24 protein-coding genes, 2 tRNA genes and 1 pseudogene are annotated in these 25,695 nt (G+C 41.6%); 21 read left to right on the top strand and 6 right to left on the bottom strand.

Annotated features, from left to right (window positions below):
* Positions 1-332 precede the first annotated feature (332 nt).
* Positions 333-1,472 (top strand): 2-methylaconitate cis-trans isomerase PrpF family protein, encoded by a 1,140-nt coding sequence (locus ACFSN5_RS01310; RefSeq protein ID WP_165211942.1) that lies wholly within the window; start codon positions 333-335, stop codon positions 1,470-1,472.
* 4 nt (positions 1,473-1,476) lie between these two features.
* Positions 1,477-2,835 carry a CitMHS family transporter gene (locus ACFSN5_RS01315; protein WP_004229867.1) on the top strand — a complete coding sequence of 453 codons (1,359 nt, stop codon included), beginning with the start codon at positions 1,477-1,479 and terminating at the stop codon, positions 2,833-2,835.
* Here ACFSN5_RS01315 and ACFSN5_RS01320 read toward each other — a convergent pair.
* Complete coding sequence (locus ACFSN5_RS01320; protein WP_165329287.1) at positions 2,832-3,737, bottom strand: LysR family transcriptional regulator; 906 nt, start codon at positions 3,735-3,737, stop codon at positions 2,832-2,834. The two genes, ACFSN5_RS01315 and ACFSN5_RS01320, sit on opposite strands and share 4 nt — an antisense overlap.
* Positions 3,738-3,948: 211 nt before the next feature.
* On the opposite strand from ACFSN5_RS01320, the gene ACFSN5_RS01325 reads away from it, so the two are divergent.
* Complete coding sequence (locus ACFSN5_RS01325) at positions 3,949-4,356, top strand: hypothetical protein (RefSeq protein ID WP_165329288.1); 408 nt, start codon at positions 3,949-3,951, stop codon at positions 4,354-4,356.
* A 92-nt stretch (positions 4,357-4,448) separates the two neighbouring features.
* On the opposite strand, the gene ACFSN5_RS01330 is transcribed toward ACFSN5_RS01325, so the two are convergent.
* Positions 4,449-4,537 (bottom strand) — tRNA-Ser (locus ACFSN5_RS01330).
* Between the two features lie 140 nt (positions 4,538-4,677).
* Positions 4,678-4,760: transfer RNA gene (locus ACFSN5_RS01335), tRNA-Leu, on the bottom strand.
* A gap of 109 nt (positions 4,761-4,869) precedes the next feature.
* Between ACFSN5_RS01335 and rsgA the strand changes: the two genes are divergently transcribed.
* The 11 genes from rsgA to ACFSN5_RS01390 all read left to right on the top strand — a co-directional run bounded on the left by rsgA (position 4,870) and on the right by ACFSN5_RS01390 (position 16,718).
* Positions 4,870-5,742, top strand: coding sequence for a ribosome small subunit-dependent GTPase A (rsgA, locus tag ACFSN5_RS01340; RefSeq protein WP_165329289.1), 873 nt, complete (start codon positions 4,870-4,872; stop codon positions 5,740-5,742).
* A 12-nt stretch (positions 5,743-5,754) separates the two neighbouring features.
* Entirely contained in the window at positions 5,755-6,414 is a 660-nt protein-coding gene (gene rpe / locus ACFSN5_RS01345; protein ID WP_165329290.1) for a ribulose-phosphate 3-epimerase, read from the top strand.
* Positions 6,407-7,042, top strand: coding sequence for a thiamine diphosphokinase (locus ACFSN5_RS01350; RefSeq protein WP_165329291.1), 636 nt, complete (start codon positions 6,407-6,409; stop codon positions 7,040-7,042). Before rpe ends, ACFSN5_RS01350 begins: the two co-directional genes overlap by 8 nt.
* Positions 7,039-8,316 (top strand): DNA recombination protein RmuC, encoded by a 1,278-nt coding sequence (rmuC, locus tag ACFSN5_RS01355; RefSeq protein ID WP_165329292.1) that lies wholly within the window; start codon positions 7,039-7,041, stop codon positions 8,314-8,316. Before ACFSN5_RS01350 ends, rmuC begins: the two co-directional genes overlap by 4 nt.
* Complete coding sequence (locus ACFSN5_RS01360) at positions 8,306-9,244, top strand: 3'-5' exoribonuclease YhaM family protein (protein ID WP_165329293.1); 939 nt, start codon at positions 8,306-8,308, stop codon at positions 9,242-9,244. The genes rmuC and ACFSN5_RS01360 overlap by 11 nt, the downstream gene beginning before the upstream one ends.
* Before the next feature lie 95 nt (positions 9,245-9,339).
* Positions 9,340-10,158 carry a pur operon repressor gene (gene purR / locus ACFSN5_RS01365; RefSeq protein WP_165211984.1) on the top strand — a complete coding sequence of 273 codons (819 nt, stop codon included), beginning with the start codon at positions 9,340-9,342 and terminating at the stop codon, positions 10,156-10,158.
* Between the two features lie 350 nt (positions 10,159-10,508).
* The gene (gene rpsL / locus ACFSN5_RS01370) at positions 10,509-10,922 is read left to right on the top strand and encodes a 30S ribosomal protein S12 (protein ID WP_165211987.1); all 414 of its coding nucleotides are present in this window, start codon (positions 10,509-10,511) and stop codon (positions 10,920-10,922) included.
* Positions 10,923-10,942: 20 nt separating this feature from the next.
* Positions 10,943-11,413 carry a 30S ribosomal protein S7 gene (gene rpsG / locus ACFSN5_RS01375; RefSeq protein ID WP_165211990.1) on the top strand — a complete coding sequence of 157 codons (471 nt, stop codon included), beginning with the start codon at positions 10,943-10,945 and terminating at the stop codon, positions 11,411-11,413.
* A 395-nt stretch (positions 11,414-11,808) separates the two neighbouring features.
* Positions 11,809-13,890 carry an elongation factor G gene (fusA, locus tag ACFSN5_RS01380; RefSeq protein WP_165211993.1) on the top strand — a complete coding sequence of 694 codons (2,082 nt, stop codon included), beginning with the start codon at positions 11,809-11,811 and terminating at the stop codon, positions 13,888-13,890.
* A gap of 259 nt (positions 13,891-14,149) precedes the next feature.
* Positions 14,150-15,163 (top strand): type I glyceraldehyde-3-phosphate dehydrogenase, encoded by a 1,014-nt coding sequence (gene gap, locus ACFSN5_RS01385; protein ID WP_165211996.1) that lies wholly within the window; start codon positions 14,150-14,152, stop codon positions 15,161-15,163.
* 358 nt (positions 15,164-15,521) lie between these two features.
* The gene (locus ACFSN5_RS01390) at positions 15,522-16,718 is read left to right on the top strand and encodes a phosphoglycerate kinase (RefSeq protein ID WP_165211999.1); all 1,197 of its coding nucleotides are present in this window, start codon (positions 15,522-15,524) and stop codon (positions 16,716-16,718) included.
* Positions 16,719-17,502: 784 nt separating this feature from the next.
* Here ACFSN5_RS01390 and ACFSN5_RS01395 read toward each other — a convergent pair.
* A pseudogene (locus ACFSN5_RS01395) lies at positions 17,503-17,634 on the bottom strand (oxidoreductase); the annotation flags it as partial.
* 145 nt (positions 17,635-17,779) lie between these two features.
* On the opposite strand from ACFSN5_RS01395, the gene ACFSN5_RS01400 reads away from it, so the two are divergent.
* From ACFSN5_RS01400 to ACFSN5_RS01415, 4 genes are all read left to right on the top strand, one after another.
* Positions 17,780-18,253: an FUSC family protein gene (locus ACFSN5_RS01400; RefSeq protein ID WP_398601160.1), complete on the top strand. Its 474-nt coding sequence runs from the start codon at positions 17,780-17,782 to the stop codon at positions 18,251-18,253.
* A 127-nt stretch (positions 18,254-18,380) separates the two neighbouring features.
* Positions 18,381-18,752 carry a MerR family transcriptional regulator gene (locus tag ACFSN5_RS01405; RefSeq protein WP_165212005.1) on the top strand — a complete coding sequence of 124 codons (372 nt, stop codon included), beginning with the start codon at positions 18,381-18,383 and terminating at the stop codon, positions 18,750-18,752.
* 99 nt (positions 18,753-18,851) lie between these two features.
* On the top strand, positions 18,852-20,198 hold the full coding sequence (glnA, locus tag ACFSN5_RS01410) for a type I glutamate--ammonia ligase (RefSeq protein WP_165212008.1): 1,347 nt from the start codon (positions 18,852-18,854) through the stop codon (positions 20,196-20,198).
* A 282-nt stretch (positions 20,199-20,480) separates the two neighbouring features.
* Positions 20,481-21,134, top strand: coding sequence for a COG3942 and LysM peptidoglycan-binding domain-containing protein (locus ACFSN5_RS01415; RefSeq protein ID WP_165212011.1), 654 nt, complete (start codon positions 20,481-20,483; stop codon positions 21,132-21,134).
* A gap of 199 nt (positions 21,135-21,333) precedes the next feature.
* On the opposite strand, the gene rnjA is transcribed toward ACFSN5_RS01415, so the two are convergent.
* Together rnjA and ACFSN5_RS01425 are read right to left on the bottom strand one after the other, a co-directional pair.
* Positions 21,334-23,025, bottom strand: a complete 1,692-nt coding sequence (gene rnjA, locus ACFSN5_RS01420) for a ribonuclease J1 (protein ID WP_165329294.1) — start codon at positions 23,023-23,025, stop codon at positions 21,334-21,336.
* A 1-nt stretch (position 23,026) separates the two neighbouring features.
* On the bottom strand, positions 23,027-23,257 hold the full coding sequence (locus ACFSN5_RS01425) for a DNA-dependent RNA polymerase subunit epsilon (RefSeq protein ID WP_165212017.1): 231 nt from the start codon (positions 23,255-23,257) through the stop codon (positions 23,027-23,029).
* Positions 23,258-23,502: 245 nt separating this feature from the next.
* On the opposite strand from ACFSN5_RS01425, the gene tsaB reads away from it, so the two are divergent.
* Genes tsaB through tsaD form a run of 3 tightly spaced genes read left to right on the top strand, consistent with a single transcriptional unit; the run spans position 23,503 to position 25,669 of the window.
* Positions 23,503-24,189 (top strand): tRNA (adenosine(37)-N6)-threonylcarbamoyltransferase complex dimerization subunit type 1 TsaB, encoded by a 687-nt coding sequence (gene tsaB / locus ACFSN5_RS01430; RefSeq protein WP_165212020.1) that lies wholly within the window; start codon positions 23,503-23,505, stop codon positions 24,187-24,189.
* A 1-nt stretch (position 24,190) separates the two neighbouring features.
* On the top strand, positions 24,191-24,607 hold the full coding sequence (gene rimI, locus ACFSN5_RS01435) for a ribosomal protein S18-alanine N-acetyltransferase (protein ID WP_004228123.1): 417 nt from the start codon (positions 24,191-24,193) through the stop codon (positions 24,605-24,607).
* A 42-nt stretch (positions 24,608-24,649) separates the two neighbouring features.
* Positions 24,650-25,669, top strand: a complete 1,020-nt coding sequence (gene tsaD / locus ACFSN5_RS01440) for a tRNA (adenosine(37)-N6)-threonylcarbamoyltransferase complex transferase subunit TsaD (protein WP_165329295.1) — start codon at positions 24,650-24,652, stop codon at positions 25,667-25,669.
* Positions 25,670-25,695 lie beyond the last annotated feature (26 nt).

A 25,695-nucleotide genomic window follows, 5' to 3' on the forward strand; every position in this document is an offset into this window, starting at 1 on the left:
GAGGCAGCCAATTCACTCTAGTGATTGGCGTTTGTTATTAAGTGTGAAGCACTTAGGTAACAAGCCTCTGCCATATCTTAATAATCGAACACGGGCTGCGGCTTGTGCAAAAAAGATAGTTTCTTCCTAGACGCAAGCGTCTTCGTCGAACCTCCTATTTTTGCTTTATCCGCGGACGCCCTTTGCGACACGACGTTTGGTTAGTCGATTTTACTAATCAAACGAAGTTAGTAGGAGAGGTAGCCAATTCACTCTAGTGATTGGCGTTTGTTATCAAGTGCGAAGCACTTAGCTAACAAGCCTCTGTTGTATCTTATATGAGGAGGTTAAGAATGCTAGTAGATTTACCAGTGAGTATTTACCGTGGTGGGACTAGCAAAGCAGTTTTTATTGATGAAGCAGTTTTGCCAAGTGACCTCGGCGACAGAGAGAAAATTCTCTTGAAATTGATGGGAAGTCCTGATGCCAGACAAATTGATGGTCTGGGTGGGGCTGTTTCAACGACAAGTAAGGTGGCTATTATTTCTAAAGAGACGGTTAATGACTGGGATGTCAATTATACCTTTGCACAAGTTGCTGTGGATAAGGCCGTTGTCTCTTATTCTGGAAACTGTGGAAATATTTCGTCTGCAGTCGGTATTTATGCCATTGAAAATAATTTGGTTAAAACCAGCTCACCCCAAACCTTGGTCCGAGTTTATAATACAAACACCAAGAAAGTAATCAACGAGTATATCCCAACGCCAGATGGGCGATTGACCTATGAAGGCGATTTTGAGATATCTGGTGTTCCGGGTAAAGGCTTAAAAATTGAGCTGGAATTTCTTGAGCCTGCTGGGGCGTTCAGTGGGCAATTATTCCCAACGGGACAAGCAAAAGATGTCATAACCTTAAGTGATGGGAAAGACATTGACGTTTCCTTAGTTGATGTCGCCAATCCCCTCGTCTATATTCGGGCAGAAGATATTGGCTTAGAGGGAATCGAGACCCCTGAAATGATTGATAGCAAGGATAGTCTCCTGCAGCTTTTGGAAGAAATTCGCGGTAAGGCAGCCGTACTGATGGGAATTATTAAAGACCCTAAAGATAGTGCAGTTCTGACTCCAGGTGTCCCTAAGTTGACAATTATTTCTAAACCAAAAACTTACCTGACTAAAGAAGGAAAAGAAATAAAAGAATCCAATTTTGATATTGCTGTCCGTATGATGAGTATGCAAAAGGCTCATAAATCCATTGCTTTGACAGGTGCCCTATGCACTGGAGCAGCTACTCATCTAAAGGGAACGATACCTTATGAGTTGGTTCAGGATAGAGAGATTGGTGATAAGCTGGAGATTGCCCATAGTAGCGGCAAGATTTCGGTTTCTGTCAAGAGTGAGATTGTTGAAGGAAAAACTGTTATTAGGTCTGTTTCGAGTTATCGGACAGCCAGAAAGATTATGACAGGAACGGCCTTTATTAAGGGGGAATAGTCCTATGCTAGCTATACTCGGATATTTAATGATCATTACCTTCATGGCCTTATTGCTAGGCAAAAAAATCAGCCCCTTTGCAGGACTAATTTTGGTTCCGTTAATTTTTGGAATAGCAGCGGCTTTGATAACCGGCGTCCCATTTTTGAAAACTTTTGAATGGGTCTATCAAGGACTTTATTATGCTGTCGGTAGTGGAGGAAAAATCACAACAGGGGTTGCACCGACTATTACCCTCTTACTTTTTGCCATCCTTTATTTCTCTGTTATGCTGGATGTTGGTTTATTTGATCCCTTAGCCGTTATGATGATCAAATGGGCTAAGGGTGATCCGATGAAGATTATGGTTGCCGCAGCAGTCATTACGCTGTCGGTTTCCTTAGATGGTGACGGTACAACGACCGTTCTGATTGTTACAGCTTCGATGTTGGTGCTGTTTAAGAAGATGAAAATGAAGCAGATTTATTTGGCGGCCATCATCGGTTTTGGTAATTCTGTTATGAACTTGGTGCCTTGGAGCGGTCCCATGGCGCGTGCAATGCCGGTCCTAAATATTGGGCCTAAGGAATTCCTTTTACCAGTCCTTCCGGGGATGGTTGCTGCAGCGCTCTTAGCTATTTTTCAGGCTTATACGTATGGTAAGAAGGAGAGAAAACGACTCGGCTATGTCAAAGGACAAGGAATCCTCACTCAGTCTGAAACACAAAGTATTATTGATGATGTCACTCTGACAAACGTTGAATACAAGCGGCCTAAATTGATTTATTTCAATCTTATTATGACGGTGGCCATCATGGTTTTGCTGGTGTTGGATATCGTCAACGGAGGAATCCTCTTCTTAGCTGGGACAGCTATTGCTCTGATTGTCAATTATCGTGATCTATCTCTTCAAAATTCCCGTTTACTGGCAAATGGTGCCGAAGCTCTCGGCCCAGTCTCCTTGGTGTTCGGTGCTGGGGTCATCATGGGTGTTTTAAATGGTAGCGGCATGAGCGCTGCTATTGCGCATCAGTTGGTATCAATGATTCCCCATAGCTTGGGAGGTTATATCCCTCTGATTTTTGCTCTGATTTCTTTGCCTGGTTTGTTCTTCTTGCCAAACGATGCTTTCTATTTTGGCTTATTACCTGTTATCGCACCAATTGCTTATTCTTATGGGGCAACGCCTGTTCAAATTGGGGTAGCCTCTTTAATGGGACAAGCTATTCGATTCGCTAGTCCCCTCGTTGCTTTCTTATATGTCTTGGTTGATCGGACGGAAGTAAGCTTTGTGGAATATCAAAAGGAATATTTGAAATGGGGCTTTGCCAGTTTCGTTTTACAGACGAGCATTGCTGTTTTGACAGGAGCCATCCCGATTTAAATACTGTGTTTGCAAATTTCGATAAAGGCTTTAGCAAAACTAGGAAGCTGTCTGTTTTTACGGTAGGCGACTACTAAATCAACATAGACTTTCTGTTCCAGCGAAAAAAATTTTATTTTGGCGTTGTCATTTAAATGCTTGGTATGTGAAGCATTAATGAAACAAACGCCCAGATTGTTGGCAACAAGGTTGGCGGCAGTCTCGATATTTCGGGTTTGTAAAACCTGCTTTGGCTGGAAGTGATTTTCTAGGAAGATATTGTCGGAAATATGCCTTGAAAATTGGTCTGGCTGGTGTAAAATGAATAATTCATCAGCCAAGAGATCTAGGCTTAGAGAGGGATAGTCTCCCTCTTTTTTTAGATGGCTTTGTCCTACTAGATGGTGCTTGGCAGGCAGAGCAATTAAGATTTCTTCTGATTTTATTTTTTTGATTTCTAAGAAGTGGCTCTCCTGAGTCCGATTCATTAGAGCCAAATCCACATTTCCATTTTCAATGAGGTAAGGAAATGAAGCGGATGAGGATTCATTTAATTGAATATCGACATTAGGAAATTCTTTATGAAATTTAGGTAACAACTCTGGCACCAAATAGGAACTTCGCAAAAGGGGGATAGCTAAACGCAAACGGCCAAATTTATTATTTAAAGCATTCTGTACAGTATCGTTAAAATTTTCTTGAATGCGAAGGATTTGTAAACCATACTTTAAAAATTCTTCTCCAAGGTAGGTTAGCTCAAGTTTCTTTCCACGCTGGTAAAAAACGTCAAACCCCAATCTTTGTTGCATATTTTTGATATAAATACTTAGAGACGGTTGGGTAATGTATAAGGCCTTTGCGGCCTTGGTGATACTGCCGTAATCAATAATTGTTTTAACATATTCAATATCTTTAATCTCCATGATCTACCTCTTTCTAGACAACTTAATCTTCCTTTGCTATTATAGCACTAAATAAATTGCAGCGAAGCAGCGGCCTGTTCAAGAGGATTCCGTTTTATTAGAAACATTTGCCAGCTAGAGATTTTAAGACAAGTTCTCGTTTTCTGATAAGGTGGCTGTATTAATATTAACGTCAGCAACAGACTGCTTGGATAAGATAAGGAGTCAAGTGATGAAAATCAAACTGCTAGCCTCGGCTAGTGCCCTGCTCTGGTTCTCGCAGGCAATCTTGCATTTCTTGTTGATGATGGGAGCTCCGCTGGGGCGATTCGTCTTTGGCGGAGTTTATACGGCTTTCCCGCTGTGGCTGAGACCAGTTAATCTAGCTTTATTCTTGCTTTGGACCTTCTTTGGTTATAGTTATTTGCTTTATGGCGGGGTTCTAAAATCATCTTGGCAGGAAAAAACGCTTGCTAGAATTATCCAGTTTGTCACGGTCTTTCTAGGTTTAGCTGCTTGCTTTAATTTTTTTGTCAGTAACAGCTTTTTTGAAAAGTACGTGACAGGCAGTATCACGTTCTTAGCTTTTTTGATTAGTCTGTCTTTGCTTTATAATCACAAACAAAAATCTCCCACCTAATTAAAGTTGAGAGATTTTTTATTCTATAGCTAAATACAAGTGAAGCCTATAAAAGGTCAGAGGACATCAGGACTTCACGACTTAGTATTTTAAGGAAAGGACGGGATTTGAACCCGCGCATGAACAAAGTCCACTTGCCGGATTTCGAGTCCGGTGCCGTACCAAGCTGGGCCACCTTTCCAAAAAGTCTCTTGAAAATGGATGGCTTCAGTATCAATTGTGAGTTACCTAAATCCATTTTATCTGACTTTGTAAATGTATTGATTGAAAAGAAACATCACAGGAAGAAAATCAACCTGTGATTAATCTTTCTCAATCAAATGCGGAGGAAGGGATTTGAACCCTCACACCCGTACGGGCACATGCGCCTGAAGCATGCGTGTCTGCCGTTCCACCACCTCCGCATACACAATTATTATAGCGTATTTTCTGAAAATTGCAAGACTTTGTTTCTCCCCCAAAGAGAAATCTTTTATGGTATAATAAGCCCATAAAATTCATAAAGGAGCTCATTTGCAAGGTAGAATTATCAAGGCTTTAGCAGGTTTTTACTATGTTGAATCAGCCAATCAGATTTATCAGACTCGAGCCCGGGGAAATTTTCGTAAAAAAGGGCAGAGTCCCTATGTTGGCGACTGGGTTGATTTTTCAGCAGAGGAGAATTCCGAAGGCTATATTTTAAAGATTCATGAGCGAAAAAATAGTTTGATCCGGCCGCCTATTGTTAATATTGATCAGGCTGTGGTCATTATGTCGGCCAAAAAGCCAGATTTTAACAGCAATCTCTTGGATCGCTTTCTGGTGCTCTTAGAGCATAAGCAAATCAAACCGTTGGTCTATATTTCCAAAATGGATCTCCTTGAGGACGACAGCTCTATGAAAAGGATCCGCCAGCGCTATCAGGCTGTTGGTTATGATTTTTGCTGGGCGCTGGATGAACTCCTTCCTAAATTAAAAGATCAGGTGACTGTCTTTATGGGGCAAACAGGTGTAGGTAAATCCACCCTGCTTAATAAAATAGTTCCTGAGTTAGAGCTTGAGACCAATACTATTTCCGATAGTTTAGGGCGGGGCCGTCATACGACACGGGCCGTCAGTTTCTATAATGTTCATGGGGGAAAAATTGCGGATACACCGGGATTTTCTTCCATTGATTATGAAGTTTCCGACAGTGTCCAGCTCAATCAAGCTTTTCCGGAGCTCCAAAAAATTAGTCGAAATTGTAAATTTCGCTCCTGTACTCATACTCATGAACCAGATTGTGCGGTCAAAGCCGCCCTAGAAACTGGACAGCTTTGGTCTAGTCGCTATGATAATTACCTCATCTTTCTCAGTGAAATTGAGAATCGTCGAGAAATCTATAAAAAGGTCGTCAAAAGAAAGTAGGATTAATCTTCTATGGTCAATAAAATTGCTCCCTCTATTCTAGCTTCGGATTACGCTAATTTTGCTCAGGAACTCAATCGGATTGATCAAACCAGTGCGGATTACGTTCATATTGATATTATGGATGGTCAATTCGTCCCTAACATTAGTTTTGGGGCTGATGTCGTGTCCAGTCTGCGCAAGCATAGTAAGTTGGTCTTTGACTGTCATTTGATGGTGGTTGAACCTGAGCGCTATGTGGATGCCTTTGCACAGGCAGGTGCTGATATTATGACCATTCATGTTGAAGCAACTAATCATATTCACGGGGCTCTGCAAAAGATAAAACAAGCAGGTCTCAAGGCAGGTGTGGTCATCAATCCAGGGACTCCAGTTTCAGCTCTGAAGCCTGTCCTCAGCTTGGTTGATCAGGTGCTTATTATGACCGTCAATCCGGGTTTTGGTGGACAAGCTTTTATTCCTGAGATGCTAGATAAGGTTAAAACAGTAGCAACTTGGAGAAAGGAAACGGGTTATAACTTTGATATTGAGGTTGATGGGGGTGTTGATGACAAAACTATCAAGGCATGTAAGGACGCTGGTGCTAATGTTTTTGTCGCGGGCTCCTATCTCTTTAAGGCTGATGATTTAGCTAGTCAAGTTCAAACCCTGCGAGATGCCCTCGATGCCTAAAAAAGTTGCTCTTTTAGCAGGTGGTAGTAAAGTTCAGCTTCCTGAGAATTTCGACCTTTATGTCGGCATTGACCGTGGCTGTCTTTGGATTTTAGAGCAGGGCCTTCCCTTAGATGTAGCCATTGGAGATTTTGATTCTGTTACTGCTCGGGAATTAGCTTTGATTAGACAGCATGTAGGGAAAATCATTCAGGCTCCAAGTGAGAAGAATGATACGGATACCGAATTGGCAGTCAAAACAGTATTGAGTCAGTATCCCCAAGCTGTCTTGACTATTTACGGAGCATTTGGTGGTCGTTTAGATCACACCCTCAGCAATGTTTTTCTGCCCAGCGACCCTGAGATTGCTCCTTTTATGCAGTCTATCAGCTTATTAGATGATCAGAATACTGTTAGTTATTTGCCGGCTGGTCAGCACCAGATTCTACCTGATTCCGCTATGACTTATGTCTCTTTTATGCCCTCTCAAGAAGCAAAGTTGACAATCGAGGGGGCTAAGTATGAGTTGACATCAGAAAACTATTTTAAAAAACAGATTTATTCCAGTAATGAATTTACGAATCAAGCAATAGAGGTCAGCCTAGATAAGGGCTACCTCATTGTGATTCAAAGTAAGGATAAACTATGACCCTAATTCTAATTCTCATAGGCCTGACCGGTTTAGGTCTCTCCCTTTATGTGCTAAGTAAGTTAGCCGATTTCCACAGTAAACTGGTCAAAAAGCTGGATGATAATGCGGACAACCTGTCTGAGCAGATTTCCTATCAATTAGATTTGGCTAAGAAGGATCAGATTTTGGCTCTCAATCAGGAGTTGGGGCGGCAAAAGACAGAAATCTACCAACAGTTATCGGAAATTCGAGATGTCCTTCATAAAAACCTCAGTGATAATCAGGATCGATCGGATCAGAGGCTGCAACAGATGACACAAAGTTTGAGTACGGCTGTTAAAGAAATGCAGGCTTCCAACGAAAAACGATTAGACCAAATGCGTCAGACCGTTGAAGAAAAACTGGAGCAGACTCTGCAAACCCGCCTGCAGGCCTCCTTTGCAACGGTTTCTAAACAGTTGGAATCCGTTAACCAAGGCTTGGGTCAAATGAAGACTGTGGCTCAAGATGTTGGCACTCTCAATAAGGTCCTTTCCAACACCAAAACTCGGGGGATTATGGGCGAATTACAGCTGGGCCAAATTATCGAAGATATCATGACAGATAACCAGTATGAACGAGAGTTTGCGACCGTTAAAGGATTTAGCGAGCGGGTAGAATATGCTATCAAACTCCCTGGAAACCATGACGGTGAGTATGTCTATCTGCCCATAGATTCCAAATTTCCCTTGGAAGATTATTACCGTTTGGAAGAAGTCTATGAATCCGGTGACAGTCAGCAGATTGAGACCTATCGTAAGTCACTTCTGGCCAGTATCAAACGTTTTGCCAAGGACATCCAAAAGAAATACCTTAACCCACCAGAGACCACCAATTTTGGTATCATGTTTCTACCGACAGAAGGCCTTTACTCAGAAGTGGTTAGAAATTCAGCCTTCTTTGATGCCTTGAGACGAGAGGAAAATATTGTTGTAGCAGGTCCTTCTACCTTATCCGCTCTGCTCAATTCCCTCTCCGTTGGCTTTAAAACCCTCAATATTCAGAAGAATGCCGATGATATTTCTAAAATTTTAGGAAATGTTAAAACTGAATTTGGCAAATTTAGCGGTATGCTGGTTAAGGCGCAGAAGCAACTCAACACAGCAAGCAAGACTGTTGATAGTCTTTTAACGACTAGGACCAATGCTATTGTTAAGGCTCTGGATACGGTTGAAGCTTATCAAGATTCAAGTACCCAATCGTTATTAAACATCCCTCAAACAGAAGAAGGTGAGGATTCTCATGAAAATTAATCAAATGAAGAAAGATGAGCTTTTTGAAGGTTTCTACTTGATAAAAAAGGCTGAAGTAAGAAAGACTAGGGCTGGCAAGGATTATCTGGCTATGACTTTTCAGGATGATTCTGGCGAAATTTCTGGGAATCTTTGGGATGCCCAACCTCACAATGTAGAAGAGTTCACTCCTGGTAAGGTTGTTCACATGCAAGGGCGGCGGGAGGTCTATAATGGCGCCCCTCAAGTCAATCAGATTACCTTGCGTAATGTCAAGGAAGGTGAACCGAATGATCCAGCTGATTTCCGTGAAAAATCTCCTGTTGATATTGCAGAGATTCGCGATTACCTAGAGGGGATGATGTTCAAGATTGAAAATGCTACTTGGCAACGAATTGTCCGCACGCTCTATCGCAAGTTTGATAAAGCCTTCTTTACCTATCCAGCTGCTAAGACCAATCACCATGCTTTTGAAAACGGCTTGGCCTATCACACAGCGACTATGGTTCGCTTGGCAGACAGTATCGGAGACATTTATCCTAATCTCAATAAGAGTCTGCTTTTTGCAGGGATTATGCTCCATGACCTTGCTAAGTGCATTGAGCTCTCTGGCGTCGATGGGACCGAGTATACCATTCGTGGCAATCTCATCGGCCACATCGCACTGGTTAATGAAGAAATTACCAAGGCTATTATTGAGTTGGGGATTGAAGATGACCGTGAAGATGTCACAGTTCTTCGCCATGTGGTGCTCAGTCACCACGGTCAGCTGGAGTACGGCAGTCCTGTTCGCCCACGAATTATGGAAGCTGAGATTATCCACTTAATTGATAATATTGATGCTGAAATGATGATGATGACGACAGCGCTGACACAAGTCGAAGACGGAGAAATGACCAGTCGAATTTTTGCTTTGGAAAATCGTTCCTTCTATAAACCAAAATTGTAAATTAAAGATTAAAACGGATATTTATTGGATAAATGTTCGTTTTTTACTGTTTTTATGATACAATATGATTAAAATAATAAGGAATGGGAAAATGAATGAAATTAAGAAGAAGTGAACGGATGGTGGTTATCTCTAACTACCTGATTAATAATCCTTATAGTTTAACTAGCTTAAACACTTTTGCTGAGAAGTATGAAGCTGCTAAGTCATCTATCTCGGAAGATATTGCTATTATTAAGCGAGCCTTTGAAAACAGCCATATCGGTCATATTGAAACTGTGACAGGTGCTAGTGGCGGTGTGGTTTTTACACCTAGCATTTCACAGGAAGAAGCTAAAACGATTGTTGCAGATCTCTGTCGGCGTTTATCTGAGAGTGACCGAATTTTGCCAGGCGGTTACATCTATCTGTCTGATTTGCTCAGCACCCCCAGTATTTTGCAGAGCGTCGGACGAATCATTGCCAGTGCCTTTGCTGGTCAGAAGATTGATGCAGTGATGACAGTGGCTACCAAAGGAGTTCCTCTGGCTAATGCGGTTGCCAATGTTCTCAATGTTCCTTTTGTGATTGTCCGGCGTGATTTGAAAATTACAGAAGGATCAACTGTTTCGGTAAACTATGCCAGCGGTTCCAGTGACCGGATTGAAAAAATGTTTCTGTCAAAGCGCAGTCTTCAACCTAACAGTCATGTATTAATTGTTGATGACTTCCTCAAAGGAGGAGGAACTATCAGCGGAATGATCAGTCTGCTCAAGGAATTTGAAAGTGAGTTAGTTGGAGTTGCTGTCTTTGCAGAGAATGCTCAAAAAGAGCGGGCCCACTTATTTGACTACAAGTCTCTCTTGACCGTCTCAGAAATAGATATTAAAAATAATTTGGTGAAGGTAGAATTAGGGAATATCTTTAAACGTTAAGAATTAAGAAAAGTAATGAAAGACGTGTCTACTATTAAGATTAGGGTCAAAATTGATCCATTTTAAAGGGTGTTCGAGTTAACTAAATTTGTTAATAACTGCCTATAAATTTTCTAAGAAAAGGTAAGGGATTCCATTCCAGCCTTTTTATTTTGTAAAAAATGCTAAGTTTAGACAAGATATTGACAAAATACTGATGTTGTAGTATTATGATAAACGGTACTTTTTACTTTTGGTCTCTCCAAAGTGTACAGAGACGTGCTGACAAATGTTGCAAAGTACACCCAGATAGGTGCCTGTCACCAAGCGCTCTATCAACCAAAAATAAAATTTTACAGGAGAAAATGTAGATGCCTACAATCAACCAACTGGTACGTAAACCACGTAAATCTAAAGTTGAGAAATCTAACTCACCAGCACTTAACATTGGTTACAACTCTCACAAAAAAGTTCCAACAAACATTTCTTCACCACAAAAGCGTGGTGTTGCTACGCGTGTTGGTACTATGACACCTAAGAAACCAAACTCTGCCCTTCGTAAATTCGCTCGGGTTCGTTTGAGTAACTTGATCGAAGTTACAGCTTATATCCCAGGTATCGGCCACAACTTGCAAGAACACAGTGTTGTGCTTATCCGTGGTGGACGTGTTAAGGACCTTCCAGGGGTTCGTTATCATATTGTCCGTGGTGCACTTGATACTGCAGGTGTTGCTGACCGTAAACAAGGTCGTTCTAAATACGGTGCTAAACGTCCTAAAGGATAATAGAAGGGAGATAAGAACTAATGAGTCGTAAAAATCAAGCGCCTAAGCGCGAAGTGTTGCCAGATCCATTGTACAATTCAAAGCTTGTAACGCGTCTTATCAACCGTGTCATGCTTGATGGTAAGCGTGGTACCGCTGCTAGCATCGTTTACGGTGCTTTCAACCAAATCAAAGAAGCCACTAGCAATGATGCTCTTGAAGTCTTTGAAACAGCAATGGAAAATGTCATGCCTGTACTTGAAGTACGTGCTCGCCGTGTCGGTGGGTCTAACTATCAAGTCCCAGTCGAAGTCCGTCCAGAACGTCGTACAACTCTTGGGCTTCGTTGGTTGGTAAATGCTTCACGTGCACGTGGTGAACACACGATGCAAGATCGTTTGGCAAAAGAAATTATGGATGCTGCTAATAATACAGGTGCTTCCGTCAAGAAACGTGAAGATACACATCGTATGGCAGAAGCCAACCGTGCTTTTGCACATTTCCGCTGGTAAAAACAAGATACGAAGGCGTATAAAACGCACAGTGAAAATAGGAAACTTGACAAAGAGACTTTTGTCTCTAGGAGAGTTTGTACCTAAAGGTAGTCTTGGCTGTAATTGACTAAAGTCAAAACAGCCACCTCGCTTTTTCACCAAGCGTTTAGCCTGAGTTCAATTATTTAAGATGCGGAGAACGAGTCTGCAGACGGAAAATAGGAAATCGAAGCAGAACGCATTTGCGTTCAATGAGATTTATCTTTTTTCGTTGGCGGCAGACCGTTCGAGCTCAATTCGGCTATTGAACTGTTAGTTTAGTCCGAACGCAATTAAACTAATAAACATTGGAAACGGGTAGGTCCCTGCCTATCCGTTTTTTCCAAAAATATAGATTTATAGGAGAATCATTCATGGCTCGCGAATTTTCATTGGAAAAAACTCGTAATATTGGTATCATGGCTCACGTCGATGCCGGTAAAACAACTACTACAGAGCGTATTCTTTACTACACTGGTCGCATCCACAAAATCGGTGAAACTCACGAAGGAGCTTCACAAATGGACTGGATGGAACAAGAACAAGAACGTGGTATCACCATCACATCTGCGGCAACAACCGCACAATGGAATGGTCACCGTGTTAATATCATCGACACCCCAGGGCACGTTGACTTTACGATCGAAGTACAACGTTCTCTCCGGGTTCTTGATGGTGCTGTAACGGTTCTTGATGCCCAATCAGGTGTTGAACCTCAAACTGAAACTGTTTGGCGCCAAGCAACTGAATATGGTGTTCCACGTATCGTCTTTGCTAACAAGATGGACAAGATTGGTGCTGATTTCCTTTATTCAGTATCTACTCTCCATGAACGTCTGCAAGCTAATGCTCACCCAATTCAATTGCCAATCGGAGCTGAAGATGACTTCACAGGTATTATTGATTTGGTAACGATGAAGGCTGAGATCTATACAAATGACCTTGGTACCGATATTCTTGTCGAAGATATCCCAGCAGAATATGTTGATCAAGCGAATGAATATCGTGAAAAGTTGATTGAAGCGGTTGCTGAGACTGATGAAGATCTCATGATGAAATACCTTGAAGGTGAAGAAATTACTGAAGCAGAATTGAAAGCTGCTATCCGTAAGGCAACCATCAATGTTGAGTTTTTCCCAGTCCTTGCAGGTTCTGCCTTCAAGAATAAGGGGGTTCAAATGATGCTTGATGCAGTCATTGACTATCTGCCAAGCCCACTTGATATCCCAGCAATCAAGGGTGTTAATCCAGATACAGATGAAGAAGAAGAACGTCCAGCATCTGATGACGAACCATTTGCAGCACTTGCCTTTAAGATTATGACTGACCCATTCGTCGGTCGTCTGACCTTTATCCGTGTCTACTCAGGTGTTCTCAACTCTGGTTCATACGTTATGAATACTACTAAGGGTAAACGTGAACGTATCGGACGTATCCTGCAAATGCATGCTAACAGTCGTAAGGAAATCGAAACGGTTTATTCAGGTGACATCGCAGCTGCTATCGGTTTGAAAGATACTACAACCGGTGATTCACTGACTGATGAGAAACATAAAGTTATTCTTGAATCAATTGATGTTCCAGAACCCGTTATCCAGCTCATGGTTGAGCCTAAGACTAAGGCTGACCAAGATAAGATGGCTATCGGTTTACAAAAACTTGCGGAAGAAGATCCAACTTTCCGTGTTGAAACTAACCCAGAAACTGGTGAAACAGTTATTTCTGGTATGGGTGAATTGCACTTGGATGTCCTTGTTGACCGTTTGAAACGTGAACATAAGGTCGAAGCAAATGTCGGTGCCCCACAAGTATCTTACCGTGAAACTTTCCGTGCTTCTACACAAGCCCGCGGTTTCTTCAAACGCCAATCTGGTGGTAAAGGTCAATTTGGTGATGTTTGGATTGAATTTACACCAAACGAAGAAGGTAAAGGCTTTGAATTTGAAAATGCTATCGTCGGTGGTGTTGTCCCACGTGAATTTATTCCAGCTGTAGAAAAAGGTCTGGAAGAAGCTATGGCTAATGGTGTTTTAGCTGGTTATCCATTGGTTGACATCAAGGCTAAACTTTATGATGGATCATACCATGATGTCGACTCCTCTGAAACGGCCTTCAAGATTGCCGCTTCTTTGGCACTGAAAGAGGCTGCTAAGTCTGCACAACCAACTATTCTTGAACCAATGATGCTGGTAACTATCACGGTTCCAGAAGAAAATCTTGGTGATGTAATGGGTCACGTTACTGCTCGCCGTGGACGTGTTGATGGTATGGAAGCACATGGTAACAGCCAAATTGTTCGTGCTTATGTACCATTGGCTGAAATGTTCGGTTATGCGACGGTCCTTCGTTCAGCTTCACAAGGTCGTGGTACCTTCATGATGGTATTTGATCACTACGAAGACGTACCAAAATCTGTACAAGAAGAAATTATCAAGAAGAACTCAGGCGAAGCTTAATCTGAGTTAAGAGTTCTTTGAAGGATAGAAAAACTAAAATTCAAAACTAGCAGGTCAAACTTGCTAGTTTTTGTTTGATTTTCAAACTGAATTTGTAACTTTCTGAAAATGGTAAGTGGTTGCAATTTACAGAAAAAGATTATATAATAATCATGTTGAAGGGGCTTTGTGAATGTTCACAAGTTAACCTTTTCACAAATCGTTTAAAGGGCTTGCCCTTAATCAAATTTATATGATTTTCATAAGGAGGAAATCACAGATGGTAGTTAAAGTTGGTATTAACGGTTTCGGTCGTATCGGGCGTCTTGCATTCCGTCGTATCCAAAATGTTGAAGGTGTTGAAGTTGCTCGCATCAACGACCTTACAGACCCAGCAATGCTTGCACACTTGTTGAAATACGATACAACTCAAGGTCGTTTCAACGGTACTGTTGAAGTTAAAGATGGTGGTTTCGAAGTAAACGGTCAATTCGTTAAAGTTTCTGCAGAACGTGATCCAGAAAAAATTGACTGGGCTAACGATGGTGTAGAAATTGTCCTTGAAGCGACTGGTTTCTTCGCTACAAAAGCAGCTGCTGAAAAGCACTTGCATGAAGGTGGTGCTAAGAAAGTTGTTATCACTGCTCCTGGTGGTAACGATGTTAAAACTGTTGTCTTCAACACTAACCATGACGTTCTTGATGGTTCTGAAACAGTTATCTCAGCTGGTTCATGTACAACAAACTGTCTCGCACCAATGGCAGATGCGTTGAATAAGAACTTTGGTATCAAAGCTGGTACTATGACAACTATTCACGGTTATACTGGTGACCAAATGATTCTTGATGGTCCACACCGTAAAGGTGACTTCCGTCGTGCACGTGCTGCTGCAGCTAACATCGTTCCTAACTCAACTGGTGCTGCTAAAGCTATCGGTCTCGTATTGCCAGAGTTGAATGGTAAACTTCAAGGTCATGCTCAACGTGTTCCAGTTCCAACAGGTTCATTGACTGAGCTGGTTTCAGTACTTGACAAGAAAGTTACTGCTGAAGAAGTAAATGCAGCTATGAAGGCAGCAGCTACTGAATCATACGGTTACAACACTGATCCAATCGTATCTTCTGATATTGTTGGTATGTCATTCGGTTCATTGTTTGATGCAACTCAAACAGAAGTAACTGAAGGTGCTGATGGCACTCAATTGGTTAAAACAGTATCATGGTACGACAACGAAATGTCTTACACTTCACAACTTGTTCGTACGCTTGAATACTTCGCAAAAATTGCTAAATAAGTTATGATTTAGTGATCGTAGAGGCTAGTTTAGGCTAGCCTTTTTTGGTACTTTTTTTATGACTTATAATATCTGTGGTAGATAACTCCGCTTTGATAATGAGGAGCTTTTTAATGTGCTTTATATTTTATACTCAAAGAAAATCAAAATAGCAGGATGACGTGTAGATGACTTGAGCATAGCAAGCTGAAGTTAACAATGTATCGTTTTGATTTTCAAAGAGTATTAATTACTAAGAGTTGGCAGAGAAGCCTTCTTAATTAGTGAAAGCTATCACTTTTTGTGGAAGAATTTAGATATAGCTTTGAAATTATGTTATAATGATGGGGTAAAAAATAAATTTTAAGGAGTCCTATCCATGGCTAAATTGACTGTAAAAGACGTTGATTTGAAAGGGAAAAAAGTCCTCGTTCGTGTTGACTTTAATGTACCTGTAAAAGATGGCGTTATCACAAATGACAACCGTATTTCTGCGGCTCTTCCAACTATTAAATACATCATCGAACAAGGTGGTCGTGCCGTCCTCTTTTCTCATCTTGGACGGGTTAAAGAAGAAGCTGACAAAGAAGGTAAATCTCTCGAACCAGTTGCTAAAGATTTGGCAGCTAAGTTAGGTCAAGATGTCGTTTTCCCAGGTGTAACACGTGGTCCAAAATTGGAAGAAGCCATTAATGCTTTGCAAGATGGACAGGTTCTCTTGGTTGAAAACACTCGCTTTGAAGATGTTGACGGTAAAAAAGAATCTAAAAACGATCCAGAACTTGGTAAATACTGGGCTAGCCTTGGTGATGGTATCTTTGTAAATGATGCCTTCGGTACAGCTCACCGTGCACATGCTTCAAACGTCGGTATCTCTGCAAACGTTGAAAAGGCAGTGGCTGGTTTCCTTCTTGAAAACGAAATTGCTTATATCCAAGAAGCTGTTGAAACACCAGAACGTCCATTCGTAGCTATTCTTGGTGGATCAAAAGTTTCAGATAAGATTGGTGTTATCGAAAACTTGCTGAAAAAAGCTGATAAGGTTCTTATTGGTGGTGGGATGACTTATACATTCTACAAAGCGCAAGGTATCGAAATTGGTGATTCTCTAGTCGAAGAAGATAAGCTTGATGTAGCTAAATCGCTTCTTGAAAAAGCAGACGGTAAATTGGTCTTGCCAGTTGACTCTAAAGAAGCTAATGCTTTTGCTGACTACACTGAAGTTAAAGATACTGAAGGTGAAGCAGTAGACGCCGGTTTCCTTGGCCTTGATATCGGTCCGAAATCTATCGCTAAATTTGACGAAGAATTAACTGGTGCAAAAACAGTTGTCTGGAATGGTCCTATGGGTGTCTTTGAAAATCCTGACTTCCAAGCTGGTACTATCGGTGTGATGGATGCTATCGTTAAACAACCAGGTGTTAAATCAATCATCGGTGGTGGTGACTCAGCAGCAGCAGCTATCAACCTTGGCCGTGCAGATAAATTCTCATGGATTAGTACGGGCGGAGGCGCAAGCATGGAGCTGTTAGAAGGTAAAGTGTTACCAGGTTTGGCTGCGTTGACAGAAAAATAAGATTGAGCCCGTCAGTCTCTGCAAAATCGTAATGATAATAAAAGGGTGACTTGTTCACCCTTTTGTGATAATGGAGATATTTGTGATGCAGTGGCGGTGCATCAATGGAATTACTAGAAGGAAAAGTTCTTCATGGACTCGCATCGCTTAGAAATAGGCGGTAAGTCAGAAATCTTTGATTTCCTTGACGCACCCCCGCAAGGCTGATTAGGTCGGTTGCGAGTTTAACGAAGCAAACTACCAATCAGCTACTGCGCAGTAAAAAGGTTAGAAAAAGAGACGGATGTCTCTTTTTTCTGTACATCGCGTAGAGTTTCTACGAATGGTGCGAGTTAGAAAATCTAGCAAGGTATAGAGTTCTTCCTAGACTCGCAGCATTGATAAAAAATAAGGTTGAGCTTGTTAGTCTCTATAAAATTCTGATTTTGTAGAAGAAAAGCAGAGTCGATATAAAAAATGAGGTTGGGAAAAAGTATTCCAGCCTTCTAATTTTGCAGTAATAACAGTTTGACGCAGTGGTTGGGAGTAAGACTTGTTGGCTATGCCAAGAAGTCTTACCCCTGCACAGTTCATTAGGTGCTTTAGCACCTAATGAACCACTGCTGATTGGAGGTCCTTATCTTGGGGTGCAGTCCCATTTTCAGGCATCCCCTTAAACAGTCCGCTGGGCTGTTTAACTACTCCGCAATTGTTAGCGGCCACCACCCTAATCAACTGTGCGGAGGTAGGACGACGAAGTCAATTTTTTATATAAATTGACTTCTGTCCCACTCTCATTTTTGTGCTAATCCAAATAGTCATGATTACGGTACCATTTGATGGTAGCTAACATTGTCTCTTCAATTGGGCGAAAATATCCTCCCAATTCTTTTTTTGTTTTAGTATGATCAAAGTGAGTGCGCTGGTATTCCTCTACAGCAGAGGCGATTTTATCCTTCGAAATTGTCAGAAAATTTTGTTACTCATCTAAATCTATGGTAGAATAGGGAAGTGAATTTTTGGAAGGCGGGTTTTCAATTGTGGGACGATTTCGTTTTAATCCTCAAGAATTTAAGTTAGGCATGCGGACTTTTAAAACTGGCCTAGCTGTTTTCTTAGTCTTAGCTCTTTTTGCTCTTTTGGGGTTTAAGGGTTTGCAGATTGGCAGTTTAACGGCTGTTTTTAGTCTCAGGGAAAATTTCGATAAGAGTATTCACTTCGGAACCTCCCGAATTGTTGGCAATACCATTGGTGGTGTCTATTCTTTGCTCTTTTTCGGTATTAGTGAACTTTTTCATCGTCCTTTGTGGGTGATGTTAGTCTTTGTTCCTATTTTTACCATGCTGACCATTATGACTAATGTGGCTATGAATAATAAAACTGGGATTATTGGGGCTGTAGCGGCTTTCTTAATTATTACTCTGTCTATTCCAGAAGGAGATACCTTTACCTACACAATTGCTCGGATTTTTGAAACTTTTGTAGGTGTATTTATCGCAACTTTAGTCAATGCGGATATTGACCGAGTTCGTGAAAAATTTTTTAACAAGTCTTAAATTTAGGTCTTATAAATCATTGATTTATGAGGCTTTTTATTCACTCTAATTTCAATGTCAGAAAATATAACATTTGACTTGACAGAGGCTCTTTTTCAGCCTATAATGGTTCGTGAAAGGAGTTTTTATGCGAGAAAAAGAGTTCAGACGTTCTCTAGCCGTCTTTCCAATTGGTTCAGTTATGAAGCTGACCGATTTAACAGCCAGACAGATTCGCTATTATGAAGATCAAGGTCTTTTAACTCCCGATCGCAGTTCTAGTAACCGCCGTCTCTATTCCTTGAATGATATGGATGTTTTACTAGAAATTAAAGATTTTCTGGATGAAGGTTTGAATATTGCCGCTATTAAAAAAGAATACGCTAAACGTCAAGAGTCTGCTAATAGTAAACAAAAGCCATTAACAGATGCTGATGTTCGGCGGATTTTGCAGGATGAGTTGCGCAATCAAGCGAGATTTACCTCACCTAAGTCCAATTTTGGTGGTTTCCGGATGTAGTTTCTGGTGATCCCACTCACTATTCTCACTCATAAAACATGGGCAGGTTGGAAATTGAGTTACTTTTTTGCCCCTTACAACTTAGAAGAGGAGGCCGTTATGGCAATCACAGTAGACGATATTCGTCGCGAAGTCAAAGAGAAAAATGTTACCTTTTTACGTTTAATGTTTTCGGATATAGCAGGAACTATGAAGAATGTTGAAATTCCTGCTACTGAGGAACAGCTTGATAAGGTTTTATCAAACAAGGCTATGTTTGACGGATCGTCTATTGAGGGATTTGTACGGATTAATGAGTCTGATATGTATCTCTACCCAGATCTTGACACTTGGACTGTTTTCCCTTGGGGAGGAGAAAATGGTGCTGTTGCTGGATTAATTTGTGATATTTATACGGCTCAAGGTGAGCCTTTTGCAGGGGATCCGCGTGGCAATTTGAAGCGTGCCCTACGTCACATGGAAGAAATGGGATTTAAATCATTTAATCTAGGTCCAGAACCAGAGTTCTTCCTCTTTAAAATGGACGAACTTGGTAATCCAACACTAGAAGTGAACGACAAGGGTGGTTATTTTGACCTTGCGCCAACCGATTTAGCTGACAATACCCGTCGGGAAATTGTCAATGTTTTAACTAAGATGGGATTTGAAGTTGAAGCTAGTCACCATGAAGTAGCTGTTGGTCAGCATGAGATTGACTTCAAGTATAGCGATGTTCTTAAGGCTTGTGACCATATTCAAATCTTTAAATTGGTTGTTAAAACGATTGCTCGTAAGCATGGTCTCTATGCGACTTTTATGGCCAAACCTAAATTCGGCATTAATGGTTCAGGGATGCACTGTAATATGTCCCTCTTTGATGCCGAAGGTAATAATGCTTTCTTTGATCCTGACGATCCCCGTGGTATGCAGCTGTCGCAAAATGCTTACTATTTTTTGGGTGGTTTGATGGAGCATGCCTATAACTATACAGCTATTGTCAACCCAACCGTTAACTCTTATAAGCGTTTGGTACCTGGTTATGAAGCACCTGTATATATTGCTTGGGCTGGTCAAAACCGTTCTCCATTGATCCGTGTACCTGCCTCTCGTGGTAAGGGAACGCGTTTGGAACTACGTTCAGTTGACCCTACGGCCAATCCTTACCTAGCTTTGGCGGTGCTGCTAGAAGCTGGTCTTGATGGTATTGAAAACAAGATTGAAGCTCCAGCCCCTGTTGAATCCAATATCTATGTCATGACAGCAGACGAACGTAAGGCTGCTGGTATTCGTGATTTACCTTCAACTCTCCATAATGCAGTCAAGGCTCTACAGGAGGATGAAGTGGTTAAAGCAGCTCTTGGTAATCATATCTATCCTAATTTTGTTGAAGCAAAACGAATGGAATGGGCTAGCTATGCAGCTTTTGTTTCTCAATGGGAAGTTGATAACTACTTAGATTTATATTAAGTTTTGCCTGACGCTAAGGCTATTAGATAAAAATAAAGTAAGGAACTTGATGGCTTGTCAGGTTTCTTTTATTTGGCGAATGATAAGCTTAAAATTTTCTTTTTGTGTCAATCTGGTTAAAAAATTAACAATTTAAGTAGAATTTGTCACCAGAATAATCAAGGATTTTAATTTTGAATTAATGGACTTGTTATTTTTTCTTGTTAAACTGGAAACACAGTAAAAGAATCCTAAGTAAATTTATTGATTAGGATTTTTATTATGAACATAAGGGGAAATAAGATGAATAAAAAATTATCAACTGCAAGTTTATTTGTTGCTGCAACAGTTTTAGTGGGTTTGGCAGGTCAAGTCGCTCAAGCCGAAACCTACACCGTTCAAAATGGTGATAGCTTCTTTTCTATCGCCAGCAATCAAGGGATGGATCCTTATCAATTGGCAGCCAATAATGGAATGACCATTTCAAGCACAATTTTGCCTGGTCAAACTATTGAAGTTGATGGTTCTACTCAGGCAGCTGCACCAGCTCAAGAAGCTGTACCAGTTGCTGAAGCACCTGTCGATCAGGGGCAGGCTGCGGCTCCAGCCTTGGATACGGCAGTAAATACTTATCCTACAGGTCAATGTACTTGGGGAGTAAAACAGGTAACTGGTTGGGCCGGTGACTGGTGGGGTAATGGTGGCGATTGGGCTGCCAGCGCAGCTAGTGATGGTTACACAGTCGGTTCTACTCCGCAGGTTGGTTCTATTATTTGTTGGTCTGATGGCGGCTACGGTCATGTTGCCTATGTTACAGATGTCAACGACCAAGGTCAAATCCAAGTTTTGGAATCCAACTATAAGGATAACCTAGAAATTAATAACTATCGTGGTTGGTTCGATCCTAATAATAGCGTAACTCCAGGTCAAGTTAGCTATATCTACCCTAACTCATAATCATAATAGGCAAAGAATAAACGAAGCCTAAGCCTTCTCATTTTGGGAGGCTTTTTCTTTAGGCCATTTAATTCTGTCTCCGTCTGACCCCGCTAGGTACGAGACAATAATTTACCACTGGTGAGAGTCATGATTACAATGGTTAGATTTATACTTGGAACGGAGAAAAACTCGCTTGGAACTTACAAGCGAGTTTTTTCTATTTATCGTTATTTTTGTCTGGTGTTAGAATCATTGGAATAATGATAGGTTCACGTTCTGTTTGCTCGTAGAGGAAGGGCCTCAGGGCATTGACGATAGCTCCATTAACGCTTTGGATACTGGCCTCTTTATTCTTAAGGGCGATCCGAATAGCATTGAAGAGGATACGTTGGCCTTGACGAATCAAATCCCCTGATTCTCGCATATAGACGAAACCTCGGCTAAGAATATCCGGTCCTGCCAAAATCATCTTGGTCTTAAAATCAACGGTAGCGACTGCTAAAACGACCCCATCTTCTGAGAGATCCCGTCGATCCCGAAGAACTGCAGTACCAATATCACCGATACCATTACCATCAACATAGATGTCTTGAGCATTGAAATGTCCGGCACGACGAGCAGAATCTTTAGTCAGGGCAAGGACATCCCCATTTTCCATGATAAAAATATTCTCTCTTGGGATACCCGTATCTTCGGCTAATCCAGCATGGACCTTTTGCATCCGATACTCGCCATGGACGGGCATAAAGAATTTTGGTTTAATCAGACGGAGCATGAGTTTTTGCTCTTGTTGGCCGCCGTGTCCAGAAGTGTGAATATTATTAATCTTACCATGGATAACATCCACACCAGCTTCCTGAATAGTGTTAATCAGCTTGTTGACGCTGGTTGTATTGCCTGGAATTGGGCTAGACGAGAAAATGACCGTGTCCCCAGGTTGTAAAGTGACTTGCCGATGGGTACCATTGGCAATCCGAGCTAAGGCAGCCATAGATTCCCCTTGACTGCCGGTACACATAATCATAATTTCGCTGGCATGGTAATCTTTGAGTTCATTTGGTTCAATGAAGGTTCCATCAGGCACTTTGATATAGCCCAGTTCAATCCCATTGACGATAGCCTTCTCCATAGAGCGACCAAAAACAACAATCTTACGGCCGTTCTTAACGGCGGCTTCTGCAGCCTGCTGCAGACGGAAAATATTGGAAGCGAAGGAAGCAAAGATAATTCGACCGTGGATATCCCCAATAATTTTCATAATGGATTGACCGACAACTTTTTCCGAATTAGTAAAAGTTGGAATCTCCGCATTGGTAGAGTCTGATAGAAGGCAGAGAACGCCATCGTCACCGATGGCAGCCATACGGTGAAGGTCAGCTGGTTGACCAACAGGCGTAAAATCAAACTTAAAGTCACCGGTACAGACAATTTTGCCTTGGGGCGTGTGGATGACAATTCCTAGAGGTTCTGGAATTGAGTGAGTTGTTCGGAAGAAGGTGACACTGAGATTTTTAAAAGTTAATTTAGTGTTATCATTGATTTCATACAGTTTAGCATCGCGCAGGAGACCATGTTCCTCTAACTTTCCGCGAATGAGGGCTAAAGCCAAAGGGCCAGCATAGATAGGAATATTGGCCTGCTTGAGCAGGAAAGGGATTCCTCCAATGTGATCCTCATGTCCATGGGTTATGACCAAGGCTTTAATCCGATCAACATTTTCAACGATATAAGAATAGTCGGGAATAACATAGTCGATACCAAGAAGGTCATCTTCTGGGAACTTGATACCGGCATCGACGATGATAATTTCATCTTGGTATTCGATACCATAGGTATTTTTACCAATTTCCCCCAGTCCGCCTATAGCATAAACTCCGACTTCTTCGGGTTTTAAATTGATAGTTGACATATTAGAACTCCGTTAGACTAAAGGTACCTGATTCTTTTTCATAGTCTAGGTGTTTATCAGATAATAATTCAATAAATTCAATATTGTAGTTTGTTTTTTCTTCAATTACTTTTCGAGCCTTGATTCGACCTTCAAGTTCATCTTTGGCGTTAATATCCAGATAAAGGGCTTGAGTGGTTTCGCGTCTTGGGCTACGGTCCTTAGTTTCTTGATAAAAAACTTTATAAATCATGGTTTTCCTTTCTGAGTTGTCAGGTATTTCTAAAAGATTCAAATCAAAAAAAGCCTTGTCGTGCCAGTTTGATTATTTTCTATTAAATTATACTGAGTAGTAGTTTGACCTGAACATTTATAGCTATCGAAATTATATCATAAAAAAGGGGATTAGTAAAAAGGAATCAATCTTGTCGGGGAGACTGAGGTGTCAAGGACTATATTTTATGATAAAATAAGAAGGAATTTGACGAGAGGGAAATCATGAAATTATTAGCTTTTGACACATCCAATCAGCCCTTGTCAGTGGCGCTTTTGGAAGATGATAAAATCGTGGCGGACTTGACCTTGACGGTTAAAAAGAACCACAGTATCAGCTTGATGCCGACTATTGATTTTTTGGTAGCTCAAGTAGGCTGGCAACCCAGTGATTTGGAGCGGATTGTCGTGGCTCAAGGGCCTGGATCCTATACTGGGCTAAGAGTAGCGGTAGCGACTGCTAAAACCTTGGCCTATAGCTTAGGGATTGATTTGGTTGGAATGTCTAGTTTACAGGCTTTATGTGATCTGGAAGTGGACGGTCTAGTTATCCCTTTAATTGATGCTAGACGACAGAATGTCTACGTCGGTTTTTATGAGGCCGGACAAATCGTCTCCCCAGAGCGGCATGCTAGTTTGGCAGACGTCTTGGACTTTGCCCAGTCTTATCCTCAAGTAACCTTTGTTGGTGAAGCAGAGAAGTTTCGGCCAGAAATTGAAGAAGTTCTGCCTCAAGCCCAGATTGTTGAAACCTTGCCATCGGCTAGCTTGCTAGGGCATTTGGGTCGAAGTCAGTCAGCGGTAGATGTCCATGCCTTTGTACCAAATTATCTCAAACGAGTTGAGGCGGAAGAAAATTGGCTTAAAACCCATCAAGAAAATAATTCTGATAATTATATCAAGCGCGTCTAAAATGAAAGAGAAAGAATTAGCTCAGTCTATTTATGATATTCTAGCGGATGTCTATGGCCAGTCCCCTTGGACCTTGGCTCAGGTACAAGCGGATTTAGCTCAGGACAATACCGATTATTTTTATGCTTATGAAGGGCATGAAATTGTTGGTTTTTTATCCATTCAGAATCTGGTTGGTCAATTAGAAATTACTAATCTGGCTGTTAAGAAAGCCTACCAAGGTCAAGGATTGGCCAGTCGGTTATTGCAGAAGTTAGAAGGCCGATCAGAAGACATCTTTTTGGAAGTTAGGGCCTCAAATCAGTCCGCCAAAAGGCTCTATGAAAAGTTTAACTTTAGCTGCTTGGCTAAGCGCAAGGCCTATTATCATAATCCAATCGAAGATGCTCTGATCATGCAACGGGCTGCTAAGAAATAAGGAAGATTGAGTCTGGCAAATTGGCTATTATGAGGTTGAATAATGACGAAAGATAGATATATATTGGCGATTGAGTCTTCTTGTGATGAGACTAGTGTCGCCGTTTTAAAAAATGATTCGGAACTGTTGAGCAATATTATTGCCAGTCAGGTTGAGAGCCATAAACGCTTCGGTGGTGTGGTGCCAGAAGTGGCCAGTCGTCATCATGTTGAGGTGGTGACACTCTGTATTCAGGATGCTCTGAATGAGTCTGGGATTGGGGTTCAGCAACTGGATGCTGTGGCTGTGACCTATGGTCCTGGACTAGTTGGGGCTCTTTTGGTTGGGATGGCTGCAGCCAAGGCCTTTGCCTGGGCCAATGGTCTCCCGCTTATTCCTATTAACCACATGGCAGGTCACCTGATGGCAGCTAGGGAAGCGGGTGCCTTGACCTATCCGCTCTTGGCGCTCTTGGTCTCAGGCGGCCATACTGAGTTAGTCTATGTCAAAGAACCAGGTGATTACAAAATTGTTGGGGAAACCAGAGATGATGCGGTTGGCGAGGCCTATGATAAGGTCGGTCGGGTCATGGGGCTGACCTATCCTGCGGGTAAGGAAATTGATAATTTAGCTCACAAAGGACAGGATATCTACGATTTCCCTAGGGCTATGATCAAGGAAGATAACCTAGATTTTTCTTTTTCGGGTCTCAAATCAGCCTTTATTAACCTGTATCACAATGCTCAACAAAAAGGTCAAGCCTTAAAAATCACTGACTTGTCTGCTTCCTTTCAAGCAGCGGTTTTGGATATTTTGCTGGCTAAGACTAAGAGGGCCCTCGAGCTTTATCCAGTCAAGACCTTGGTCGTAGCTGGCGGTGTAGCGGCCAATCATGGTCTCAGGGAGCGCTTGGCTGAGGAAGTAGCTGATCAAGTTGAGGTACGAATTCCGCCGCTCCGCCTCTGTGGTGACAATGCTGGGATGATTGCTTTGGCAGCAGCCATTGAGTTTAAGAAGGGACATTTTGCCAATCTGGATCTCAATGCCAAGCCGAGTTTGGCTTTTGAAAGCCTAGCTGACTAGCTTTCTATCCCAAGTTATCTTTACTG

This window comes from Streptococcus tangpeifui (assembly GCF_044503215.1).
GTDB lineage: Bacteria > Bacillota > Bacilli > Lactobacillales > Streptococcaceae > Streptococcus > Streptococcus tangpeifui.

Coding starts and splice junctions, on each gene's coding strand:
- ACFSN5_RS01310 (WP_165211942.1), top strand. CDS start 333: ATGCTAGTAGATTTACCAGTGAGTATTTACCGTGGTGGGACTAGCAAA.
- ACFSN5_RS01315 (WP_004229867.1), top strand. CDS start 1,477: ATGCTAGCTATACTCGGATATTTAATGATCATTACCTTCATGGCCTTA.
- ACFSN5_RS01320 (WP_165329287.1), bottom strand. CDS start 3,737: ATGGAGATTAAAGATATTGAATATGTTAAAACAATTATTGATTACGGC.
- ACFSN5_RS01325 (WP_165329288.1), top strand. CDS start 3,949: ATGAAAATCAAACTGCTAGCCTCGGCTAGTGCCCTGCTCTGGTTCTCG.
- rpe (WP_165329290.1), top strand. CDS start 5,755: ATGGTCAATAAAATTGCTCCCTCTATTCTAGCTTCGGATTACGCTAAT.
- ACFSN5_RS01350 (WP_165329291.1), top strand. CDS start 6,407: ATGCCTAAAAAAGTTGCTCTTTTAGCAGGTGGTAGTAAAGTTCAGCTT.
- rmuC (WP_165329292.1), top strand. CDS start 7,039: ATGACCCTAATTCTAATTCTCATAGGCCTGACCGGTTTAGGTCTCTCC.
- ACFSN5_RS01360 (WP_165329293.1), top strand. CDS start 8,306: ATGAAAATTAATCAAATGAAGAAAGATGAGCTTTTTGAAGGTTTCTAC.
- purR (WP_165211984.1), top strand. CDS start 9,340: ATGAAATTAAGAAGAAGTGAACGGATGGTGGTTATCTCTAACTACCTG.
- rpsL (WP_165211987.1), top strand. CDS start 10,509: ATGCCTACAATCAACCAACTGGTACGTAAACCACGTAAATCTAAAGTT.
- rpsG (WP_165211990.1), top strand. CDS start 10,943: ATGAGTCGTAAAAATCAAGCGCCTAAGCGCGAAGTGTTGCCAGATCCA.
- fusA (WP_165211993.1), top strand. CDS start 11,809: ATGGCTCGCGAATTTTCATTGGAAAAAACTCGTAATATTGGTATCATG.
- gap (WP_165211996.1), top strand. CDS start 14,150: ATGGTAGTTAAAGTTGGTATTAACGGTTTCGGTCGTATCGGGCGTCTT.
- ACFSN5_RS01390 (WP_165211999.1), top strand. CDS start 15,522: ATGGCTAAATTGACTGTAAAAGACGTTGATTTGAAAGGGAAAAAAGTC.
- ACFSN5_RS01400 (WP_398601160.1), top strand. CDS start 17,780: ATGCGGACTTTTAAAACTGGCCTAGCTGTTTTCTTAGTCTTAGCTCTT.
- ACFSN5_RS01405 (WP_165212005.1), top strand. CDS start 18,381: ATGCGAGAAAAAGAGTTCAGACGTTCTCTAGCCGTCTTTCCAATTGGT.
- glnA (WP_165212008.1), top strand. CDS start 18,852: ATGGCAATCACAGTAGACGATATTCGTCGCGAAGTCAAAGAGAAAAAT.
- ACFSN5_RS01415 (WP_165212011.1), top strand. CDS start 20,481: ATGAATAAAAAATTATCAACTGCAAGTTTATTTGTTGCTGCAACAGTT.
- rnjA (WP_165329294.1), bottom strand. CDS start 23,025: ATGTCAACTATCAATTTAAAACCCGAAGAAGTCGGAGTTTATGCTATA.
- ACFSN5_RS01425 (WP_165212017.1), bottom strand. CDS start 23,257: ATGATTTATAAAGTTTTTTATCAAGAAACTAAGGACCGTAGCCCAAGA.
- tsaB (WP_165212020.1), top strand. CDS start 23,503: ATGAAATTATTAGCTTTTGACACATCCAATCAGCCCTTGTCAGTGGCG.
- rimI (WP_004228123.1), top strand. CDS start 24,191: ATGAAAGAGAAAGAATTAGCTCAGTCTATTTATGATATTCTAGCGGAT.
- tsaD (WP_165329295.1), top strand. CDS start 24,650: ATGACGAAAGATAGATATATATTGGCGATTGAGTCTTCTTGTGATGAG.